The organism is Nocardioides sp. S5-5 (assembly GCF_054954065.1).
Genome location: NZ_CP199913.1, coordinates 472,271 through 490,007, shown reverse-complemented (window position 1 = coordinate 490,007; position 17,737 = coordinate 472,271). Strand labels below are relative to the sequence as shown.

19 protein-coding genes are annotated in these 17,737 nt (G+C 72.2%); 12 read left to right on the top strand and 7 right to left on the bottom strand.

Going from position 1 to position 17,737, the window contains the following annotated elements; genetic code table 11:
- On the bottom strand, positions 1–237 hold the full coding sequence (gene rpmB / locus ACUP6Y_RS02260; protein WP_462553983.1) for a 50S ribosomal protein L28: 237 nt from the start codon (positions 235–237) through the stop codon (positions 1–3).
- Positions 238–310: 73 nt separating this feature from the next.
- Between rpmB and ACUP6Y_RS02255 the strand changes: the two genes are divergently transcribed.
- The 6 genes from ACUP6Y_RS02255 (at position 311) to ACUP6Y_RS02230 (ending at position 3,990) form a co-directional block, all read left to right on the top strand.
- Complete coding sequence (locus ACUP6Y_RS02255) at positions 311–580, top strand: type B 50S ribosomal protein L31 (RefSeq protein ID WP_462553982.1); 270 nt, start codon at positions 311–313, stop codon at positions 578–580.
- Positions 577–1,641, top strand: coding sequence for a CobW family GTP-binding protein (locus ACUP6Y_RS02250; RefSeq protein WP_462553981.1), 1,065 nt, complete (start codon positions 577–579; stop codon positions 1,639–1,641). Before ACUP6Y_RS02255 ends, ACUP6Y_RS02250 begins: the two co-directional genes overlap by 4 nt.
- Positions 1,641–1,829: a 50S ribosomal protein L32 gene (rpmF, locus tag ACUP6Y_RS02245; protein WP_462553980.1), complete on the top strand. Its 189-nt coding sequence runs from the start codon at positions 1,641–1,643 to the stop codon at positions 1,827–1,829. Before ACUP6Y_RS02250 ends, rpmF begins: the two co-directional genes overlap by 1 nt.
- On the top strand, positions 1,826–1,948 hold the full coding sequence (ykgO, locus tag ACUP6Y_RS02240; RefSeq protein ID WP_462553979.1) for a type B 50S ribosomal protein L36: 123 nt from the start codon (positions 1,826–1,828) through the stop codon (positions 1,946–1,948). The genes rpmF and ykgO overlap by 4 nt, the downstream gene beginning before the upstream one ends.
- 73 nt (positions 1,949–2,021) lie before the next feature.
- Entirely contained in the window at positions 2,022–2,432 is a 411-nt protein-coding gene (locus ACUP6Y_RS02235; RefSeq protein ID WP_462553978.1) for a VanZ family protein, read from the top strand.
- A 19-nt stretch (positions 2,433–2,451) separates the two neighbouring features.
- Entirely contained in the window at positions 2,452–3,990 is a 1,539-nt protein-coding gene (locus ACUP6Y_RS02230; protein WP_462553977.1) for an FAD-dependent oxidoreductase, read from the top strand.
- Here the strand turns inward: ACUP6Y_RS02230 and ACUP6Y_RS02225 are convergent, their stop codons facing one another.
- On the bottom strand, positions 3,991–4,458 hold the full coding sequence (locus ACUP6Y_RS02225) for a MarR family winged helix-turn-helix transcriptional regulator (RefSeq protein WP_462553976.1): 468 nt from the start codon (positions 4,456–4,458) through the stop codon (positions 3,991–3,993). It lies immediately after the preceding gene.
- Positions 4,459–4,516: 58 nt separating this feature from the next.
- Here ACUP6Y_RS02225 and ACUP6Y_RS02220 point away from each other — a divergent pair, with 58 nt between their 5' ends.
- The 5 genes from ACUP6Y_RS02220 to ACUP6Y_RS02200 all read left to right on the top strand — a co-directional run bounded on the left by ACUP6Y_RS02220 (position 4,517) and on the right by ACUP6Y_RS02200 (position 8,511).
- Positions 4,517–5,014, top strand: a complete 498-nt coding sequence (locus ACUP6Y_RS02220) for a VOC family protein (protein WP_462553975.1) — start codon at positions 4,517–4,519, stop codon at positions 5,012–5,014.
- Between the two features lie 97 nt (positions 5,015–5,111).
- A complete protein-coding gene (locus ACUP6Y_RS02215) occupies positions 5,112–6,551 on the top strand; it encodes a glyceraldehyde-3-phosphate dehydrogenase (RefSeq protein WP_462553974.1) in 1,440 nt (479 codons plus the stop codon).
- Positions 6,552–6,648: 97 nt separating this feature from the next.
- Complete coding sequence (locus ACUP6Y_RS02210; protein ID WP_462553973.1) at positions 6,649–7,320, top strand: hypothetical protein; 672 nt, start codon at positions 6,649–6,651, stop codon at positions 7,318–7,320.
- Positions 7,321–7,648: 328 nt separating this feature from the next.
- Positions 7,649–8,191, top strand: a complete 543-nt coding sequence (locus ACUP6Y_RS02205) for a C40 family peptidase (protein ID WP_462553971.1) — start codon at positions 7,649–7,651, stop codon at positions 8,189–8,191.
- A 29-nt stretch (positions 8,192–8,220) separates the two neighbouring features.
- Positions 8,221–8,511, top strand: a complete 291-nt coding sequence (locus ACUP6Y_RS02200) for a DUF4031 domain-containing protein (protein ID WP_462553970.1) — start codon at positions 8,221–8,223, stop codon at positions 8,509–8,511.
- A gap of 181 nt (positions 8,512–8,692) precedes the next feature.
- Here the strand turns inward: ACUP6Y_RS02200 and ACUP6Y_RS02195 are convergent, their stop codons facing one another.
- On the bottom strand, positions 8,693–9,544 hold the full coding sequence (locus tag ACUP6Y_RS02195) for a crotonase/enoyl-CoA hydratase family protein (RefSeq protein WP_462553969.1): 852 nt from the start codon (positions 9,542–9,544) through the stop codon (positions 8,693–8,695).
- The gene (locus tag ACUP6Y_RS02190) at positions 9,541–10,596 is read right to left on the bottom strand and encodes an LLM class F420-dependent oxidoreductase (RefSeq protein ID WP_462553967.1); all 1,056 of its coding nucleotides are present in this window, start codon (positions 10,594–10,596) and stop codon (positions 9,541–9,543) included. Before ACUP6Y_RS02190 ends, ACUP6Y_RS02195 begins: the two co-directional genes overlap by 4 nt.
- Before the next feature lie 251 nt (positions 10,597–10,847).
- Between ACUP6Y_RS02190 and ACUP6Y_RS02185 the strand changes: the two genes are divergently transcribed.
- On the top strand, positions 10,848–13,676 hold the full coding sequence (locus ACUP6Y_RS02185; RefSeq protein WP_462553966.1) for an FAD-binding and (Fe-S)-binding domain-containing protein: 2,829 nt from the start codon (positions 10,848–10,850) through the stop codon (positions 13,674–13,676).
- 36 nt (positions 13,677–13,712) lie between these two features.
- Here the strand turns inward: ACUP6Y_RS02185 and ACUP6Y_RS02180 are convergent, their stop codons facing one another.
- The 3 genes from ACUP6Y_RS02180 to ACUP6Y_RS02170 all read right to left on the bottom strand — a co-directional run bounded on the left by ACUP6Y_RS02180 (position 13,713) and on the right by ACUP6Y_RS02170 (position 17,671).
- Entirely contained in the window at positions 13,713–15,044 is a 1,332-nt protein-coding gene (locus ACUP6Y_RS02180; protein WP_462553965.1) for an IS4 family transposase, read from the bottom strand.
- Between the two features lie 261 nt (positions 15,045–15,305).
- Complete coding sequence (locus tag ACUP6Y_RS02175; RefSeq protein ID WP_462553964.1) at positions 15,306–17,024, bottom strand: cation:proton antiporter; 1,719 nt, start codon at positions 17,022–17,024, stop codon at positions 15,306–15,308.
- Positions 17,021–17,671 carry a GTP pyrophosphokinase gene (locus ACUP6Y_RS02170; protein WP_462553963.1) on the bottom strand — a complete coding sequence of 217 codons (651 nt, stop codon included), beginning with the start codon at positions 17,669–17,671 and terminating at the stop codon, positions 17,021–17,023. The genes ACUP6Y_RS02175 and ACUP6Y_RS02170 overlap by 4 nt, the downstream gene beginning before the upstream one ends.
- Between the last annotated feature and the right edge of the window lie 66 nt (positions 17,672–17,737).

The following is a 17,737-nucleotide window of genomic DNA, read 5'->3' as shown; positions in this document are numbered from 1 at the left end:
TCAGTACCTCTCTCCTCGGGCGCGGAGGTCGGCCACGACGGCCTCGATCGCCCGCTGGTCGATGGTCTTGATGCCGCGGGCGGAGACCCGCAGCGTGACGTGCCGTCCCAGCGACGGCACCCAGAAGCGCTTGCGCTGGATGTTGACGTCAAAGCGCCGCCGGGTCCGCCGGTGCGAGTGCGACACGTGGTTGCCGAAGGCCGGCCGCGCGCCGGTGACCTGGCAGACCTGGGACATCGTCTTCTCCTTCTCTCGGGGGATGTGTCATGATTGAGAACGATTCTCATTCTAATCACGAAGGGCACAGGAGATGAAACAGGACATCCACCCGGCGTACGGCCCGGTCGCCTTCCGCGACCGGGCCACCGGCGACGTCGTCCTCACCCGCTCGACGCTGGCCGGGCGGACGGACGGACCCACGATCGAGCTCGACGGGCGGACCTACCCGGTCGTCGACGTCGACGTGAGCATGCACAGCCACCCGTTCTGGACCGGCCAGGGCCGGGTCCTCGACAGCGAGGGCCGGGTCGAGGCCTTCGAGCGCCGCTACGGGCGGCGCGGCGGGAAGGGGCAGCCATGAGGGTCCCCGTCGTCCTGCTCGCCGGGGTCGACCCGGACGCGATGGCCACGACGATGGTGAGCCTGCAGTTCGGCCTGCCCGACACGGTCGCCGTACGTCACGAGATCGACCCGGAGCGCGGCCTGCTGACCCGCACGGTCAGTGACCTGAGCGGCGTCGTCGAGACCCACGAGACCCTGCTGGAGCACGCATGCGTGAGCTGCGCGATCCGCGAGGACATCGTGCCGACCCTCGAGCGGCTCGCCCGCGACGGCCGCTGGCACAGCATCGTGGCCCACCTGCCCGTGGGCGCCGAGGCCGGGCACGTCTGCTCCGTGCTGACCTGGGACACGCGGCTGGCCCGGTTCCTGCGCGTCTCCAGCGTGGTCACCGCCCTGAGCGCGCGACACCCGGTGCGCGACCTGCTCGGCGACGACCTGCTCGCCGAACGCGGCCACCACTGCACGCCCGACGACCGCCGCGGCGTCGGCGAGGTGCTCGCCACGATGGTGGAGTACGCCGACGTGCTGACCTTCGACGATGCCGTCGACCCGGTCGCCCGCGGCCTGGTCAAGACCCTCGCTCGTCCGGGTGTCGCGCTCCTCGAGGGCGGCCACGGGCTGGAGAGCCAGCAGCTCCTCGGGAGCCGACACCAGCGTGGGCACAAGGAGGCGTGGACCAGCCCCACCCGGTCCGACGCCCTGCCCGACCTGCGGACCGAGGGCGTGTGGCGGGTGGACCTGCAGTCGCTGCGGCCCTTCCACCCCGACCGGCTGCTGGAGTCTCTCGAGCTCATCGGCGGCGGCGCGCACCGCTCCCGGGGCTGCTTCTGGCTGCCCTCCCGGCCCGGGCGAGCCGTCGAGTGGGACGGTGCGGGCGGCCAGCTCAGCATCGGCGACCACGCAGGCTGGGGGCGCCGTACGCCGTTCACACGGATCGTCGTGACCGGGGTCGGCGTCGCGCCCGCGCAGCTGCGCCCGTCGTTCGACGACCTGCTGCTCGGCGAGGACGAGCGCGGCTCCTGGTCTGTCGGCGAGGACGGCTTCGAGCCCTGGCTGGGCCCGACCCGGAAGGTGGCGTGATGGCCGTCCCCAAGCGGCGTACGTCGCGCAGCAACACCCGGCACCGCCGGGCTCAGTGGAAGGCGACGGCGCCGGACCTGGTGCCGGTGACCATCGACGGCCGCACCCACCGGGTGCCGCGGAGGCTGATCGGCGCCGTGATGGACGGGCTGGTCGATCCGGAGACGGGAAGGAGGGCGAGGCGGTGAAGGTGCGCAACTCGATCCGGTCGCTGAAGCGGCAGCCGGGCGCGCAGGTGGTCCGCCGGCGCGGCCGGACCTATGTGATCAACAAGCAGAACCCGCGGATGAAGGGCCGGCAGGGCTGATCGGTCCTCAGGTACCGGCCGTCGGCACTCGCGACCGATCTCCCGACCAGCCGGCCGACCTAGCGTCGAGAGCATGATCCGCCGTCCCGTCGCCGCCGTCCTGCTCGCCTGCTACTCGGTGTTCGTCGCCCGGCTCACCCTGGCCGATCCCTCCGCGGGACGGTGGGCGTTCAGCCTCGCGGACTCGCTGGCCGGGCGGGCCACCGGCGGGCGGATGGACTGGAACCGGACCGAGGTGCTGGCGAATGTCGCGCTGTTCGTGCCGGCCGGCTTCCTGCTCGCGATCGTGCTCGGCCGGCCGCTGCTCGCCGTGGTCCTGACCGTGCTCGCGTCCGCGTGCATCGAGCTGGCCCAGCAGCAGTACTTCCCCACCCGGGTTCCGTCCCCGGCCGACGTCCTGCACAACGGACTGGGCGGCGTGGCCGGCGCGGTGGTCGCGTGGCCGCTGACCGCCCGCCCGCGCCTCGCCCCACAGCTGAACTAGAACACGTTATCGTTCCGCCATGAGCGGCTTGGTCGGGGCGGACACCCTGCAGCAGGAACACGACGTCGTGGTGGTCGGGTCGGGCGGCGGCGCCCTGACCGGGGCCGCCCTCGCGGCCGCGGCCGGGCTCAGCACGCTGGTGCTCGAGCGGACCCCGCTGATCGGCGGCACGTCGGCGTACTCCGGCGGTGCGTGCTGGCTGCCCGGCACCGAGGTCCAGCAGCGCGCCGGGCTGCCGGACTCGACCGAGAGCGCCCGCGCGTACCTCGCCGCCGTCCTGGACGACCCGGACCAGGAGCGGGTCGAGGCGCTGCTCGCCGAGGCCCCGCGCCTGGTTGGGCGGCTGGAGGCGGACCCGCTCATGGAGTTCGAGTGGATCCCGTTCCCGGAGTACTACGACGCGCCCGGCCGGGTGCCGATGGGCCGCTCCATCCAGCCGAGGAGCATCCGCCGCGACGAGCTCGATCCCGCGATCGCCGCACTGGTCCGGCCGCCCGTCGAGCGGGACCGTGTCGGGCGGCCGGGCCGCTCCGCCCTGTCCGGCGGGCAGGCGCTGATCGCCCGGCTCGCCGCGATGACCGTGCGCGACGGCGGCACGATCGCGACCGGGCGCCAGGTCACCGGCTTCGGGCGGGACGCCGACGGCCGCGTCACCACGGTCCGGTTCGTCGGCGACGACGGTCCGGGCGAGGTCCGCGCGCGACGCGGGATCCTGGTGGCGGCCGGCGGCTTCGAGGGGAGCCCGCAGCGTCGTACCGTCCACAAGACGCCCGGCGACGCGGCCTGGACCATGGCGCCGCGCGGCACCAACACCGGCGAGGTGATCGACGCGGCCGCCGCCGTCGGCGCCGCCACCGACTGGTCGGGCGAGGGCTGGTTCTGTCCCGGCCTGCAGCAGCCCGACGGCGGCGGCGCGTTCACGCTCGGCTTCCGCGGCGGGGTGATGGTCGACCCGTCGGGGCAGCGGTACGGCAACGAGTGCCTGCCCTACGACCGCTTCGGTCGGGCGATGGCCGCAACGCCTGACCGGACGCCGTCCTGGCTGGTCTTCGACTCCCGCGAGGACGGCCGGCTGCCCGCGATCGCGATGCCCGAGGGCGAGCGCACCGAGCACCTCGCCGCCGGCACCTGGGTGGAGGCGGACACCCTCACGGAGCTGGCGACCGCGACCGGGCTCGACCCGGCCGCGCTCACGGCCACGGTCGAGCGCTACAACGCCTTCGCGGCGGCCGGGAAGGACGAGGACTTCGGCCGCGGCGAGGACGAGTACGACACCTTCTTCGCCGGAGGCGGCGGCCCGTCGGCGGTCCTGGTCCCCGTCGACCGGGCGCCGTTCACCGCCGCGCGGTTCGTGCTCTCCGACCTCGGCACCAAGGGCGGCCTGGTCACCGACGCGAGCGCGCGCGTGCTCGACGGCGAGGGCCGGCCGATCCCCGGCCTGTACGCCGTCGGCAACTCCGCGGCGTCGGTGTTCGGCTCGGCGTACCCGGGTCCTGGGGCGCCGCTCGGCGCGGCGATGACCTTCGCGTCGCTCGCGGTGGCCGACCTGCGGGGTTGATCAGTCCTCGGCGAGCCGGTCGAGCACCGTCGTCGCGAACCGGCCCAGACTGCGTACCTGGTCGCCGCTGAGGCCGTCGAAGAACAGCTCGCGCACCAGCGCGACATGGCCGGGGGCAGCGGCGTCGATGGCGGCCTGGCCGGCTTCGGTCAGGTCGACGAAGGCGCCGCGCCGGTCGTCGGCGCAGTGCCGGCGCTCGACCAGGCCGCGGGCCTGCATCCGGGAGACCTGCTTGGACACGCGGCTCTTCTCCCACTGGAGCCGCTCGCCGAGCTCGTACATCCGCAGCGACCGCTCGGGGACGTCGGCGTCGGTGAGGGCGACGAGGATCTCGTAGTCGGAGATCGACAGCCCGCTCGCGGCCTGCAGCTCGCGGTTGAGTCGGGCGAACAGCCGGTTGTTGAGGTCGAGCCAGGCCCGCCAGGCCTGGGCCTCCTCGGCGTCGAGCCATCGCGTCGTCGTACTCATCGGCACCACCCTAGCCGGGAATGTTGACATATCCACGATCTCGTGGAGAATAGTTGACATGGCAACCATTGACCTCGACGCGATCACGAAGGACCGCGAGCGGATCAAGAAGGAGTACCTCGCCCCTGAGGGCGAGCGCCCCGAGAGCAGCGCGCGCGGGATCCATCACGCCGCCCTCCTGTCCTCCGACGTGCGGCGCACGATCGACTTCTACCAGGGGCTGCTGGAGTTCCCGCTGACCGAGATCTTCGAGAACCGCGACTACGCCGGCTCCGACCACTTCTTCTTCGACGTCGGCGCAGGCAACCTGCTGGCCTTCTTCACGCTGCCGGGACTCGACCTCGGGCCGTACGCCGAGGTGCTCGGTGGGCACCATCACCTCGCCATCTCGGTGACCCGGGAGAAGTGGGACTACCTGCGCGCCAAGCTCGACGACGCGGGCGTGGCCTACCACCTGGAGTCGAAGGTCTCCCTCTACTTCCCCGGCCCCGACGGCGAGCGGCTGGAACTGCTCGCGGACCCTCTCGGCGAGATGTACGGCACCAAGGTGCTGTGACCGACCGCACGCGTCCCACCGAGCGGCCCGATGAGGCGTCCGACAATCAGCGGGCCTACGATCGAGCCGCTTTGTCGACCTGCTAAGAGGGGAAGCGTTGAGCACCACCGAAGATAAGTTCACTCGCTGGAAGCACCACGAGGAGCTCGCCGAGGCGATGATCCCGATCGTCGGCAAGCTGCACCGCGAGAAGGACGTCACGATCCTGCTCCACAGCCGCTCGCTGGTGAACAAGTCGGTCATCGACATCCTCAAGACGCACCGCTACGCGCGACAGATCGACGGCGTCGAGCTGTCGGTCCGCGACACCTTCCCCTTCCTCGAGGCCATCGGCGCGCTCGACCTCGGCGCGGCGAAGGTCGACCTGGCGCTCCTGGTCCGGGCCTACCGCGCCTCCGGCGAGGGACAGTCGATCCCCGACTTCACCGCCGCCGCGCTCGCCGAGGCCACCGGCGACAACAAGCTCACCGCACCGTGCCCGCAGGACGTCGTCCTCTACGGCTTCGGCCGCATCGGCCGCCTCGTCGCGCGTCTGCTCGTCGAGAAGTCCGGCTCCGGCAACGGCCTGCGACTGCGCGCCGTCGTCGTACGCAAGGGCAAGGGCGACGACCTGAAGAAGCGCGCCTCGCTGCTTCGCCGCGACTCGATCCACGGCGCCTTCAACGGATCGATCACGGTCGACGAGGACAAGCACCAGATCATCGCCAACGGCAACGTGATCCAGGTGATCTACTCGAACTCCCCTGAGGAGATCGACTACACCGAGTACGGCATCGACAACGCGATCCTCATCGACAACACCGGCATCTGGCGCGACCGCGAGGGCCTGTCCGGCCACCTGCGCCCCGGCATCGCCAAGGTGCTGCTGACCGCGCCGGGCAAGGGCGACGTCCCCAACATCGTCCACGGCGTCAACCATCTCGACGTCGACCTCTCCGAGACCGTGCTGTCCTGCGCGTCGTGTACGACGAACGCCATCGTCCCGCCGCTGAAGGCGATGGAGGACGAGTTCGGCATCGTCCGCGGCCACGTCGAGTCGGTCCACTCGTTCACCAACGACCAGAACCTGCTCGACAACTACCACAAGGCCGACCGCCGCGGCCGCTCCGCGCCGCTCAACCTGGTCATCACCGAGACCGGCGCCGCCTCCGCCGTCGCCAAGGTCATGCCCGACCTCCAGGCCCGGATCACCGGCAACTCGATCCGGGTCCCCACCCCCGACGTCTCGATCGCGATCCTGAGCCTCCAGCTCAAGCGCGAGACCACCCGCGACGAGGTCAACGACCACCTGCGCAAGGCCTCCCTGGTCGGCCCGCTGGCCCGCAACCTCGACTACACCACCGCCTCGGACGCCGTGTCCACCGACTTCATCGGTGCCCGCGCGGCCTCGATCGTCGACGGCGGCGCCTCGATCGTCGACGGCGACTCGGCCATCCTCTACGTCTGGTACGACAACGAGTTCGGCTACTCCTGCCAGGTGCTGCGCACGGTGCAGTACATCTGCGGCGTGGAGTACACGACGCTGCCGCGCGCCTGACCTCCGCCGCGTGCGCCGGTCCCGTCGGCCCCTTGAAACAGGGGACGGGACCGGCGCACACTGCATTTGAGGGGGGTTCACACACGGAGGTGGAACCATGACCGAGAGCTCGTCCCCCGGCGCCGACGTCCTCGCCGACACCGTCACCCAGACCCACGCCGTGCTGCACGCCCGGATGCGCAGCGCCGAGGCCTCCCGGCCCACCCGCGAGCGACCACGGGTCGCCCTCAGCGCGACCGACCCGTTCCTGGCCAGCACCAGCCGCCACGTCGCCGCGGCGAACGCCGTCCTCGCCCCCGCCGCCCGCCGCCACCTCGACCAGGGCCAGCGCCGCGCCCAGGAGCTGGCCGCGCAGAGCAGGCGCCTGGAGATCGCGCTGGCCCAGCTCAAGGCCAAGCTCTACGGCTCCACGTTCGTCGTGCGGCGGCCCTGGGCCGGCATCTGGGAGGAGGTCGAGCGCGAGCTGGCCGCCATCCGCACCCTCGAGCTCCGCTTGGTCTCCGACCTCGGCTCGGCCACCACCGCGGACGAGTGCGACCACCTCGCCGAGCGGCTCTACCGCACCGAGCGCCGGGTCCCGACCCGCCCGCACCCCTACCTTCCCCACCGCGGCCTGTCCGGCCGGCTGGCGCGCGGAGTCGCGCTGCGGGTGGACCGGTTCTGGGACACCGCCGAGGGCCGGATGGTCCCCGAGCCGGTGCGCCCGCACCGGGGCCGGGACGGGCGGATCGCGCAGTACCTGCTGGCGGATCCGCATCTCCCGAGCTGATCGGCGGCGCCGATCGGCGTCCGCGTTACATCGAACCGGGTGAGCATCGCCACGCCGCAAACGTGACGCCGGCCACTGCGCTGACTATGGCAAGCAGGTCGAATGGACGGTCGAGACCTCCCCGACCGGGGAGGCCGCCCGCGTCGCGCCGAGGCCCGCGCTCGACGGTGGGGAGACATCGACCACGATGAAGGTAAGCGCGGGCACGGGAGACCCAGGCAGTGTGCCGGAGTGATCCGGCTCGGGGCGAAGGGACACCGGTCCCTGGGCACCAGCAGCCCAAGCCCGACAGGTCATCTCTCGCAGGCGCCGCTGCGGAGTTCCCCTGATGTCCACCATCGCGTCGCGCGCTGCCGCGCGCCTGCTCGTCGTCCCCGTCCTCGCCTCGGCGAGCCTGTTCTCGCCCGCGCCGGCGGCCCACGCCGACGACGACACCGGCTCCTCGCTGGTCCTGCCCGCAGAGCTCGCCAAGGACGAGGCCGCCGGACACTCCCACCACGCCGACGACAAGGCGACCAAGACCGAGAAGCGGATCGACAAGGTCATGGACACGGTCCGCTCGCGGGCCGGCAAGCCCTATGTGTACGGCGCCGCCGGCCCCAACGCCTTCGACTGCTCGGGCCTCGTGCAGTGGGTGTACCGCCACGTCGGCACGAGGCTGCCGCGGACCTCGGGCGCGCAGGCCGGCGCCACGCGGCGGGTGCGCAGCCCGCGGATCGGCGACCTGGTGTTCTTCACCAGCGGCGGCCGGGTCTACCACGTCGGCATCTACGCCGGCAGCCACACGCTCTGGCACGCCTCGCGGCCCGGCGTACCCGTCCGCCGCGACCGGATCTGGACCAGCTCGGTCTTCTACGGCCGGGTGCGCTGAGCGCTGCGGGCACGTGGGAGGCTGGCCACGTGACCGTGTACGTCGACGACATGCAGCTGGCCGCGGTGGTCGGTCCCGTCGACGGCGTCTGGTCGCACCTGCTCTCCGACCTGCCCGGCGAGGCCGGCCACCGCGAGCTGCTGGCGTTCGCCGACCGGCTCGGCATCGAGGCGCGCTGGATCCAGCACCCGGGCACCGCCCGGGAGCACTTCGACGTCACCGAGCCGACCCGGCAGCGGGCCCTGGCGCTGGGCGCGGTGCCGATCGCCTACGGGCGGGCGGTCGCCGCGATCACCCGGGCCAAGGCCGCCCGCAGCTGAGGAACGAAGCCGCGGCGAGCGGGCGGAAGTCGAGGAGCGCCGACGAGCTCGCGGCGCGAAGCAAGCGAGGTCACGGCGCGTCACGAGACCGGGTCAGGTGCCGCGCGGACCGTCCTTGGACAGCTCCGGCCCCACGGCCAGGGTCTCGTGACGGTCGCTGCGCGACCTCCTCGACCTCCGATCAGCGGCCGGTGAACGCGGGCGGGCGCCGCTCGAGGAAGGCCAGCATCGCCTCGTCGAGGTCGTCGCTGAGCAGGAAGGCGGAGTTCCACACCGCGGTGTAGCGCAGTCCGGCCTCGACACGAGGGCCACGCTCGGCGTCGAGGACGTCCTTGATGCCGCGCAGGACGAGCGGGGAGTTGGCGGCCATCCGGGCGGCGAGGGCGGCGGCCGCCGTACGCGCCTCGTCGGCCGAGCCGTGGACGTGGTTGACCAGGCCGATCTCGGCCGCTCGGGCGGCGTCGACGTCGTCGCCGGTGAGGGCGAGCTCGCGCAGGTGGCCGTCGCCGATGACGCCGACCAGGCGCTGCAGGCTGCCGAGGTCGGCGACGATGCCGACCTTGGCCTCGCGCACGCTGAACACGGCGTCGGCCGAGGCGACCCGGACGTCGCAGGCGACCGCCAGGTCGACGCCACCGCCGATGCACCAGCCGGTGACCGCGGCCACCGTGGGCTTGCGCAGGTTCGCGACCGTGTCGAGAGCCGCCTGCCAACGGCGGATCAGCGCCATCAGCTCCTGCCGCGCACCGGCGTGGCTGGCCTGGCGCAGCGGCGCGAAGGTGCCGGCGGCCGCGGCCAGGTCGAGGCCGTAGGAGAAGTGGTCGCCCACGCCGGTGAGCACCACCGCGCGGACGGCGTCGTCGGCGTCGAGCTCGGCGAAGGTCACGGCCAGCTCGGCGAAGAACGCCTCGTCCATGACCGCCTTGCCGCCCGGGCCGGCCAGGCCGACCGTGGCCACCGCGCCGTCGCGGCTGATCGTGAAGCGCCGGTCTGGTGACGGTTGCTGCGCAACCTCCTCGACCTCCGAGGTCATGCCGTGGCCTCCTTGACGATCTCGGACAGCCGGCGCACCTGCGCGACCTTCTCCTCGTCGGTCGCGGCGAGCGGGCTCAGCAGGAAGGTGCGCACGCCGGCGGCGTGGAACTCGGCCACCTGCCTGCGGATCGCGTCCTCGTCGCCCATCAAGGTCACGGCCTCGACCAGGTCAGCGGGCACGGCGGCCGCGGCCTCCGCCTTCTGGCCGGACAGGTACAGGTCCTGGATCTCCTTCGCCTCGGCCTCGTAGCCGTAGCGGCAGGCCAGCTGGTTGTAGAAGTTCTTGTCGCGCGCGCCCATCCCGCCGACGTACAGCGCCAGCTGGTTGCGGATCGCCTGCACCGCCTCGGGCGAGGGCTCGCCGAGGTGGTAGGCGATCTGGAGCTGGATGTCGAGCTCCCCGAGCGATGCGTCGCGCTTCGCGAAGCCCTCCTTCAACGGCTCCCCCCACGCCAGGTCGACCTTGCCGGGGTGGAAGAACAGCGGCTGCCAGCCGTCGGCGAGCTCGGCGACGAGCGCGACGTTCTTCGGGCCGAGCGCGGCGACCGAGATCGGGATCTCGCTGCGGACCGGGTGGTTGATGATCTTGAGCGGCTTGCCGAGGCCGGAGCCGCCGTCGTCCTTGGTGAGCGGCACTGTGTAGTGCCTGCCGCGGTGCTCGACGGGCTCGCGCTTCCAGACCTGCCGGCAGATCTCGATCACCTCGCGGGTGCGACCCAGCGGGGCGTCGTACCTCACGCCGTGGAAGCCCTCGATCACCTGCGGTCCGCTCGCACCCAGGCCGAGCGTGAACCGGCCGTCGGACACGAAGTCCAGGCCCGCCGCGGTCATCGCGGTCAGCGACGGGGTGCGGGTGTAGATCTGGAAGATCGCGGACATCAGCTCCAGACGCTCGGTCTTGGCGGCGATGTAGCCGAGCTGGCTGACCGCGTCGAAGGAGTACGCCTCGGGCATCGCGACCAGGTCCAGGCCGTTGCGCTCGTACTCCTGGAGCAGCTCCACGGTCTGGGCGAAGCCGCCGGAGTAGTCGATGATCATGCCGAGCCGCATGGCTCCCCCTGGGTGGTCGTGACGGTCGCGATCTGCCAGGGAGCGTAGCCCGGCTTCGCCAAGCCGTTGATCATGCGGCTGACCGGCACCTACGACCACGGGCCGCTCCAGCTGGATCTCGTCGCCCACGACACCGGGGCGCCGGTCAAGGCGCCGAACCCGAAGGCCGTGGTCAACGGGCCGTAGCGTCGAGGTGTCCAAGCCCGGCCCGTGCCGTCTCGGGTCGCTCGCCCGCCCGATAGATTGCAGCCGTGTCCGGCATCGCTCAACAGCTCCAGCGCCACGGAGCGGGCGACGTCAGTGACGACGCCGCGGTCCTGGGCGCGTACTCCTCCGACGCCTCGCTCTACCGCGTCCCGCCCGTGGCCGTCGCGTTCCCGCGCTCGGCCGACGAGGTCGCGGCGGTGCTGGGGGCGGCGCGGGCGGAGGGGCTGACGGTCACCGCGCGCGGAGCCGGTACGTCGGTCGCGGGCAACGCGATCGGGCCGGGCGTGATCGTGGACTTCAGCCGGCATCTCAACCGGGTGGTCTCGGTCGACGCCGAGGCCGAGACCGCGGTGGTGCAGCCGGGCGTGGTGCAGGCGGTGCTGCAGCAGGCGGCGGCGCCGTACGGGCTGCGGTTCGGGCCGGACCCCTCGACCAGCACCCGCTGCACGATCGGCGGGATGATCGGCAACGACGCGTGCGGGGCGCGCTCGCTCGCGTTCGGCCGGACGTCCCACAACGTGCGCGGGCTGCGCGGGCTGCTCGCCGACGGCTCCTCGCTCAGCACGGGGTACGACGACTCCGGCTCCCCGGTGGCGACGGCGGACGGGAGCGACGTGCTCGACCGGCTGCGGGCCGTCGTGGCGGGCGACCTCGCGACCGTGCGGACCGAGTTCGGCACCTTCGGCCGTCACGTCTCGGGCATCGCGCTCGACCATCTCGCGCCCGAGCGCGGCAACGACTTGACCCGCACCCTGGTCGGCTCCGAGGGCACCCTGGCCGTGCTCACCGAGGCGACGGTGCGGCTGGTCCGGGCGCCGAAGGCCGCCGTCATGGTGGTGCTGGGCTTCCCCGACTTCCCGACCGCCGGCTTCGCGACGCCCGAGGTGCTCTCGTTCGAGCCGTCCGCCTGCGAGGGCCTGGACCGGCGCATCGTCGACGTGATCCGCGAGCGGCGCGGCGAGAACGCGGTGCCGCCGCTGCCCGCCGGCGACGCGTGGATGTTCGTCGAGCTGTCCGGCACCGACCCCGATGACGTACGACGGCGCGCGGACCTGCTCGCCGCGGCCGGCCTCGGCGTCTCCGCGCAGGTCATCGACGACCCGAGGACGGCCGACCGGCTCTGGAAGATCCGGGCCGACGGCGCGGGTCTCGCGGGGCGGGCGCCGTCGGGCCGGCCGGCGTGGGCGGGCTGGGAGGACTCCGCGGTTCCCCCCGAGAGGCTCGGCACCTACCTGACCGCGTTCGAGGAGCTGCTCACCGAGCACGAGCTGAGCGCGATGCCGTTCGGGCACTTCGGCGAGGGCTGCCTGCACGTGCGGATGGACTTCCCGTTCGACCGGCCCGACGGGGCGGACCGGTTCCGCGCCTTCCTCGAGGGCGCCGCCGACCTGGTGACCTCGCTGGGCGGCTCGCTGTCCGGCGAGCACGGCGACGGGCGCGCGCGCAGCGACCTGCTGCCGCGGATGTACTCCCCCGCCGCGCTGTCGCTGATGGCCGCCGTCAAGGACGTCTTCGACCCGACCCGGATGCTCAACCCGGGGATCCTGGTCGAGCCGGCGTCCAGCACGGCCGAGCTGCGCTACACCTCGACCGCCCGACTGACCAAGGGCCTCGCGCTGGCCTATTCCTCCGACGGCGGCGACTTCGGCCAGGCCGTGCACCGCTGCACCGGCGTGGGCAAGTGCCGCGCCGACAACAGCGGCGCGGGCGGCGTGATGTGCCCGTCGTACCAGGCGACCAAGGAGGAGATCCACTCCACCCGCGGCCGCGCGCGGCTGCTGCAGGAGATCGTCAACGGGTCGAGTACGACGACCTGGAGCTCGCCCGAGGTGCATGAGGCGCTCGACCTGTGCCTGTCCTGCAAGGGCTGCGCGTCGGACTGCCCGACCGGCACCGACATGGCGTCGTACAAGGCCGAGGTGCTGCACCAGACCTACAAGCGCAAGCTGCGCCCGCGCTCCCACTACTCCGTCGGCTGGCTGCCGCGGTGGGCCAAGCTCGGCTCGGCGATGCCGCGCTTCGCGAACCGGTCGATGGACGTCACGCCGCTGCGCAAGGTCGCCTTGAAGGCGGCGGGCGTGGACACCCGGCGCCGGATGCCGGCGTTCGCGCGGCGCACCTTCCGGCGCACCTTCAAGGGTGCGGTCGGGACGGGGACGCCGGTCGTGCTGTTCGTCGACTCGTTCACCAACCACTTCGCGCCGCGGGTCGCCGAGGCCGCGGTCGCGGTGCTGCGCGACGCGGGGTACGACCCGCGGATCACCCGGCAGCAGGAGTGCTGCGGGCTGCCCTGGATCAGCACCGGCCAGCTCGACGGCGCCGCGCGCCGGCTCGGGGGGATGGTCGACGCGCTGAAGGCGGACGCGCGGGCCGGCGTACCGATCGTCGGGCTGGAGCCGTCCTGCACCGCGGTGCTGCGCCACGAGCTGCGCGAGCTGGTGCCGGGCCCGGACGCGGCCGCGGTCGCCGGCGCGACCACGACGCTCGCCGAGCTGCTCGCCCGCACCCCCGGCTGGACGCCGCCCTCACTCGCCGGGGTGCGCGTCGTCGCGCAGCCGCACTGCCACCACCACGCGGTGATGGGCTGGTCCACCGACCAGGCGCTGCTGGAGCGCGCGGGGGCGACGGTCGAGGCGGTGCCGGGCTGCTGCGGCATGGCCGGCAACTTCGGCGTCGAGCAGGGCCACTACGAGGTCTCCGTCGCGGTCGCCGAGGCGAACCTGCTGCCGGCGGTGCGGTCGTCCTCGGGCGACACGACACGAGTGGTGCTGGCCGACGGCTTCTCGTGCCGCACCCAGCTCGACGAGCTGGCGCCCGACGCGGAGCCGGTGCATCTCGCGGAGCTGTTGGCGCGAGCGGCGACGCGAGCCTAGCCTCAATGCCGTCAACTTAAGCCGACATGGTGGTTGTCACGGTGGCGCGCCGGTGAGGATGTTGATTCTGGTGTCGGTGTGGTGGCTGGGGCCGCGGAGCCGTCCGCTGGCGGTGTGTGGGGCGTAGTTTGAGATCGCTCGTTTCACCACCCGTGGGGCGGTACGGGCTCGGCGTTGGGGCAGAAGGTCGGCCAGGATCTGGCGTCCGATGGCGCCGACGATGTCGGTGACAGCGCCGGCGATGATCCCGGCCGCTTTGATGATCTGGTCACGTGCGGCGTTGAACGCCACGGTGAAGCTGGCCCGGTCAGGGTCGAGCTCGGGGCGGGCGATCGCGGTGTCAGCGATCGCGATCCTGATGGCCTGGTAGGCCACCAACAGTGCGTAGACCTCTTGCTCGATACCGGTCGGGGTGCGGGCGCGGAGCACTCGCCCGCCCAGGATGGTGGACTTGAGTTCGCAGTAGGTGGTCTCGATCTCCCACCGCTGGTGGTAGAGCCGCACGATCTCCTCGGCCCTGCAGGACTGATCGATGACGGTGGTGATCAGCCGGTAGGACGCCTCGCGCTGGCCTGCGGGAGTGGTGATCGTGATCGTTGCATCGATCACGCGGACTTGGACCGGACCGATCCGCGACAGGTAGGACCCGTCGCCCAGACGGTGGCACACTGGGAGCTTGCGAGCACCACGGCCGTTCTTGGCTCTCATGAGCACGTCGGCACCGGTTGCGGCGATCTGGGTGATGAGGTCGCCGGCCGCGAAGTTGCGGTCGCCCAGCACGATCATCCCCGGGCCCATCGCACCGAGCAGGTCGAGTGCGAACCGGGTCTCGCCACGGCTGGTCGGGCCGAACGTCGCGGCCAGCAGGGTCCGGGTGCCGCACGCGACCAACGCGAGCAGCCGGATCATCGGGTATCCGGTGCCGCCGTGATAGCCCCGGCCCTTGCGGTGCACCCTCAGGTTCGCTTCGGTGTCGGGGCAGCACATCATGGTGCCGTCGATCGCGCACACCAGCCGCCCGCGCCACCACGTGCCCTTCGTGCCAGGGGCCGCGGCCGACGTCGTCAGCAGAGCGAACAACTCTCGCAACGGTGCCGGGCCGACACGGCGGCGTGCTGCGGCCAGCGCCGCGGCGGACGGCCTGGCGAGGGGCCCGAGCGCCGGATCCAGACCCGTGACCAGCCGGGCCCATACCTGCCGGTAGCCGCACTCGGCGAACAGTGCACCGGCAAGGAGGAGGTAGACCACGACCCGGGAGGGAAGGTCACGGGTGCGTTGCTGGACCCTGCGGGTCTGGGCAAGGACCGCGTCGACCATCTCGAACGACACGATCTGGGTCAACTCGCCCAGATGACCCGGTGCGTACACGCTTCGCGAGCGCTCCTCACGTCCAGCGGCGTGGGAACTGACGCGGGAACTGATGTTGGGGATGACATGATGAACAGGCAACGGAGCTCCCGGGGAAGGAGAAGCTTCTTGGTCGTTGCATCTCTAACCCGGGCTCCGTTGCACCCCACGCCGACACGCCGCACTCGGTCCTTGACCGACCCGCCCCGTCCTTAAGTTGACGGCATTGAGCCTAGCCTCGGGATCACCTTAGAACCCGTTCTACTCGCCACCGCCGAAGACTCAGCCCACCGCGCCCAGCCGTTGCTCCTCCTGGTCCAAGATCGCCTCGACCTGCTTGTAGGTCTCGGTGCTGAACGCGCCGACCGAGCGCTCTCGGAGCAGGCCGTCGCGCAGCGCGTCGAGGTAGCGACGCTGGATGATGAAGGCCTGCTCGCGCTGGCCGGGCTTCGCGTCGACCCCGCGTCGTACGCCGGTCAGCAGCATCGGCAAGAAGCGGTCCTTGAGCGCGGTCACCACCGCCGGGTCGAGCGGCTCGCCGTCGATGGTCTGCGCGTCGAGGGGGCCGAGGGCGTCGGTGGCGTCCTCGCCGATCTGGCGCATCAAGGTGAGCACGTCGTTGCGCCGCTTGGCGGGGCCGGTGCTCGGGAAGCTCATCCGGCGGATGAGGGCGGGCAGGGTGAGGCCGAACAGGGCCAGCGAGACCATCGCGACCAGGCAGGCGACGAGGACCACGGTGTCGCGGTGCGCGGTCTCGGTGGGGATGGTCTGCGCGGCCGCGAGCGTGACGACCCCCCGCATCCCGGCCCAGGCCAGGACCAGGTGACCGCGCGCGGTGATCGGCTCACGCTCCTCGAACGCGATGTCGGCGCTGGCGCGGTCGATGCGGCGCCGGGCCCAGTGCAGGCGGGTCTCCTCGCGGTCGTCCTTCGGCTCCCAGCTCTCGACCCTCTGCTCGATCAGGTCGAGCCGTTCGCGGACCCGTGCCTTGCGCTCGCGCGAGCCGAACCGGCCGACGAGGGCCGGCCAGGCCAGGCCGGCGGCGCGGAGCACCACGAGCGTGACGAGGACCAGGCTGACCATGCCGACGACCTGGCCGGCGCTGGTCTCCGCGCGGGCGTCGTCGACCAGGACGGGCAGCTGGTAGCCGAGCGCGAGGAAGACGCCGCTCTCGAGGATGAAGTTGATCGTCGCCCAGGTCGTGGTCTGGGTCTGCCGGTCACGGGCGCTGAACCGCCGCGCCCCCATCGCGCCGGTGACCAGGCCGGCGACGACGACGGCCAGTACGCCGGACGCATGGATCTCCTCGGCCGGCACGTAGGCGAGGAACGGCGTGATGAACGAGATCGTGGTGTTGAGCACCGGGTCGTCGAGCCGCTGGCGCACCAGGGCGGTCACCCACGCCACCGCCCAGCCGACCAGCCCGGCGCCGACCACCGCCCAGGCGAAGTCGCCGACGGTGCCGCCGAGGCTGAACGCCGAGCCGGTGCCGACCGCGCCGATCGCCGTACGAAGCACGACCAGGGCGGACGCGTCGTTGACCAGGCTCTCGCCCTCGAGCACCGTCATCAGCCGCGGCGGCAGGCCGACCCGCCGGCCGACCGCCGTCGCCGCGACGGCGTCCGTCGGGCTGACCACGGCGCCCAGCGCGATGCCGAGCCCGAGCGGGATCGCGGGGAACACCAGGTGGACGAGCAGGCCGACGACCACCGCCGAGACGATCACCATCGCGACCGAGAGCCAGGTGATCAGCGACAGGTTGCGGCGCAGGTCGATCACGGGCAGCTGGACGGCCGAGGCGTAGAGCAGCGGCGGCAGCACGCCGGCAAGGATCAGCTCGGGGTCGATCGCGAGGTCCGGCGTACCGGGGAGCAGGCCGGCCGCGATGCCGAACGCGACCAGGAGGAGCGGCGCCGCCACCCCGGTACGACGCGCGAACACCGCCGCCGCGATGCTGATCGTCAGGCCCGCGGCCGAGATGAGGACGAGCTCGTGACTCACCCGTGCACGATCCGGTGCAGCTCGGCCATCCGGGTGTCGAGCTCGTGGGCGACACGGGCCGCCGCGGAGAGCTCCTCGACGAGCTCGCCGGGGACGTCCTTGTCGTACTTGTAGTAGATCTTGTGCTCCACGCTGGCCCAGAAGTCCATCGCGGCCGTGCGGATCTGCAGCTCGACCGGCACCGTCCGGGTGGCGTCGGAGAGGAAGACGGGGATCTCGACGATCGCGTGCAGGCTCCGATAGCCGTTGGCCTTCGGATGGGCGACGTAGTCCTTGATGGTGCGCACCGTGACGTCGGGCTGCGTGGTCAGCATGTCGAGCACCTGGTAGGCGTCGGCGATGAAGCTGCACACGATCCGCACGCCGGCGATGTCGGTGACCTGCTCGGCGACGGCCTCGACGTCGAGCGGGCAGCCGATCCGCAGCGCCTTGGCCCGCAGGCTCTCGACCGACTTCAGCCGCGAGCTGACGTGCTCGATCGGGTTGCCGGTCCCGCGGAAGGCCAGCTCCTCGCGCAGGATGTTGATCTTGGTGAGGATCTCGTCGAGGCCGAACTTGTAGGTGAGCAGGAACGGCCCGAGCGAGCGCTCGAACGCCGCAGGGTCCTCGGCGGACTCCTCGCTCGGCGGCGCGCTGATCGTGGTCACGCACCGAGTCTGCCCGGTGACCGGTGACCAGTCCACGCCGACCCGGCCTCCTCCCTTCACACTTCG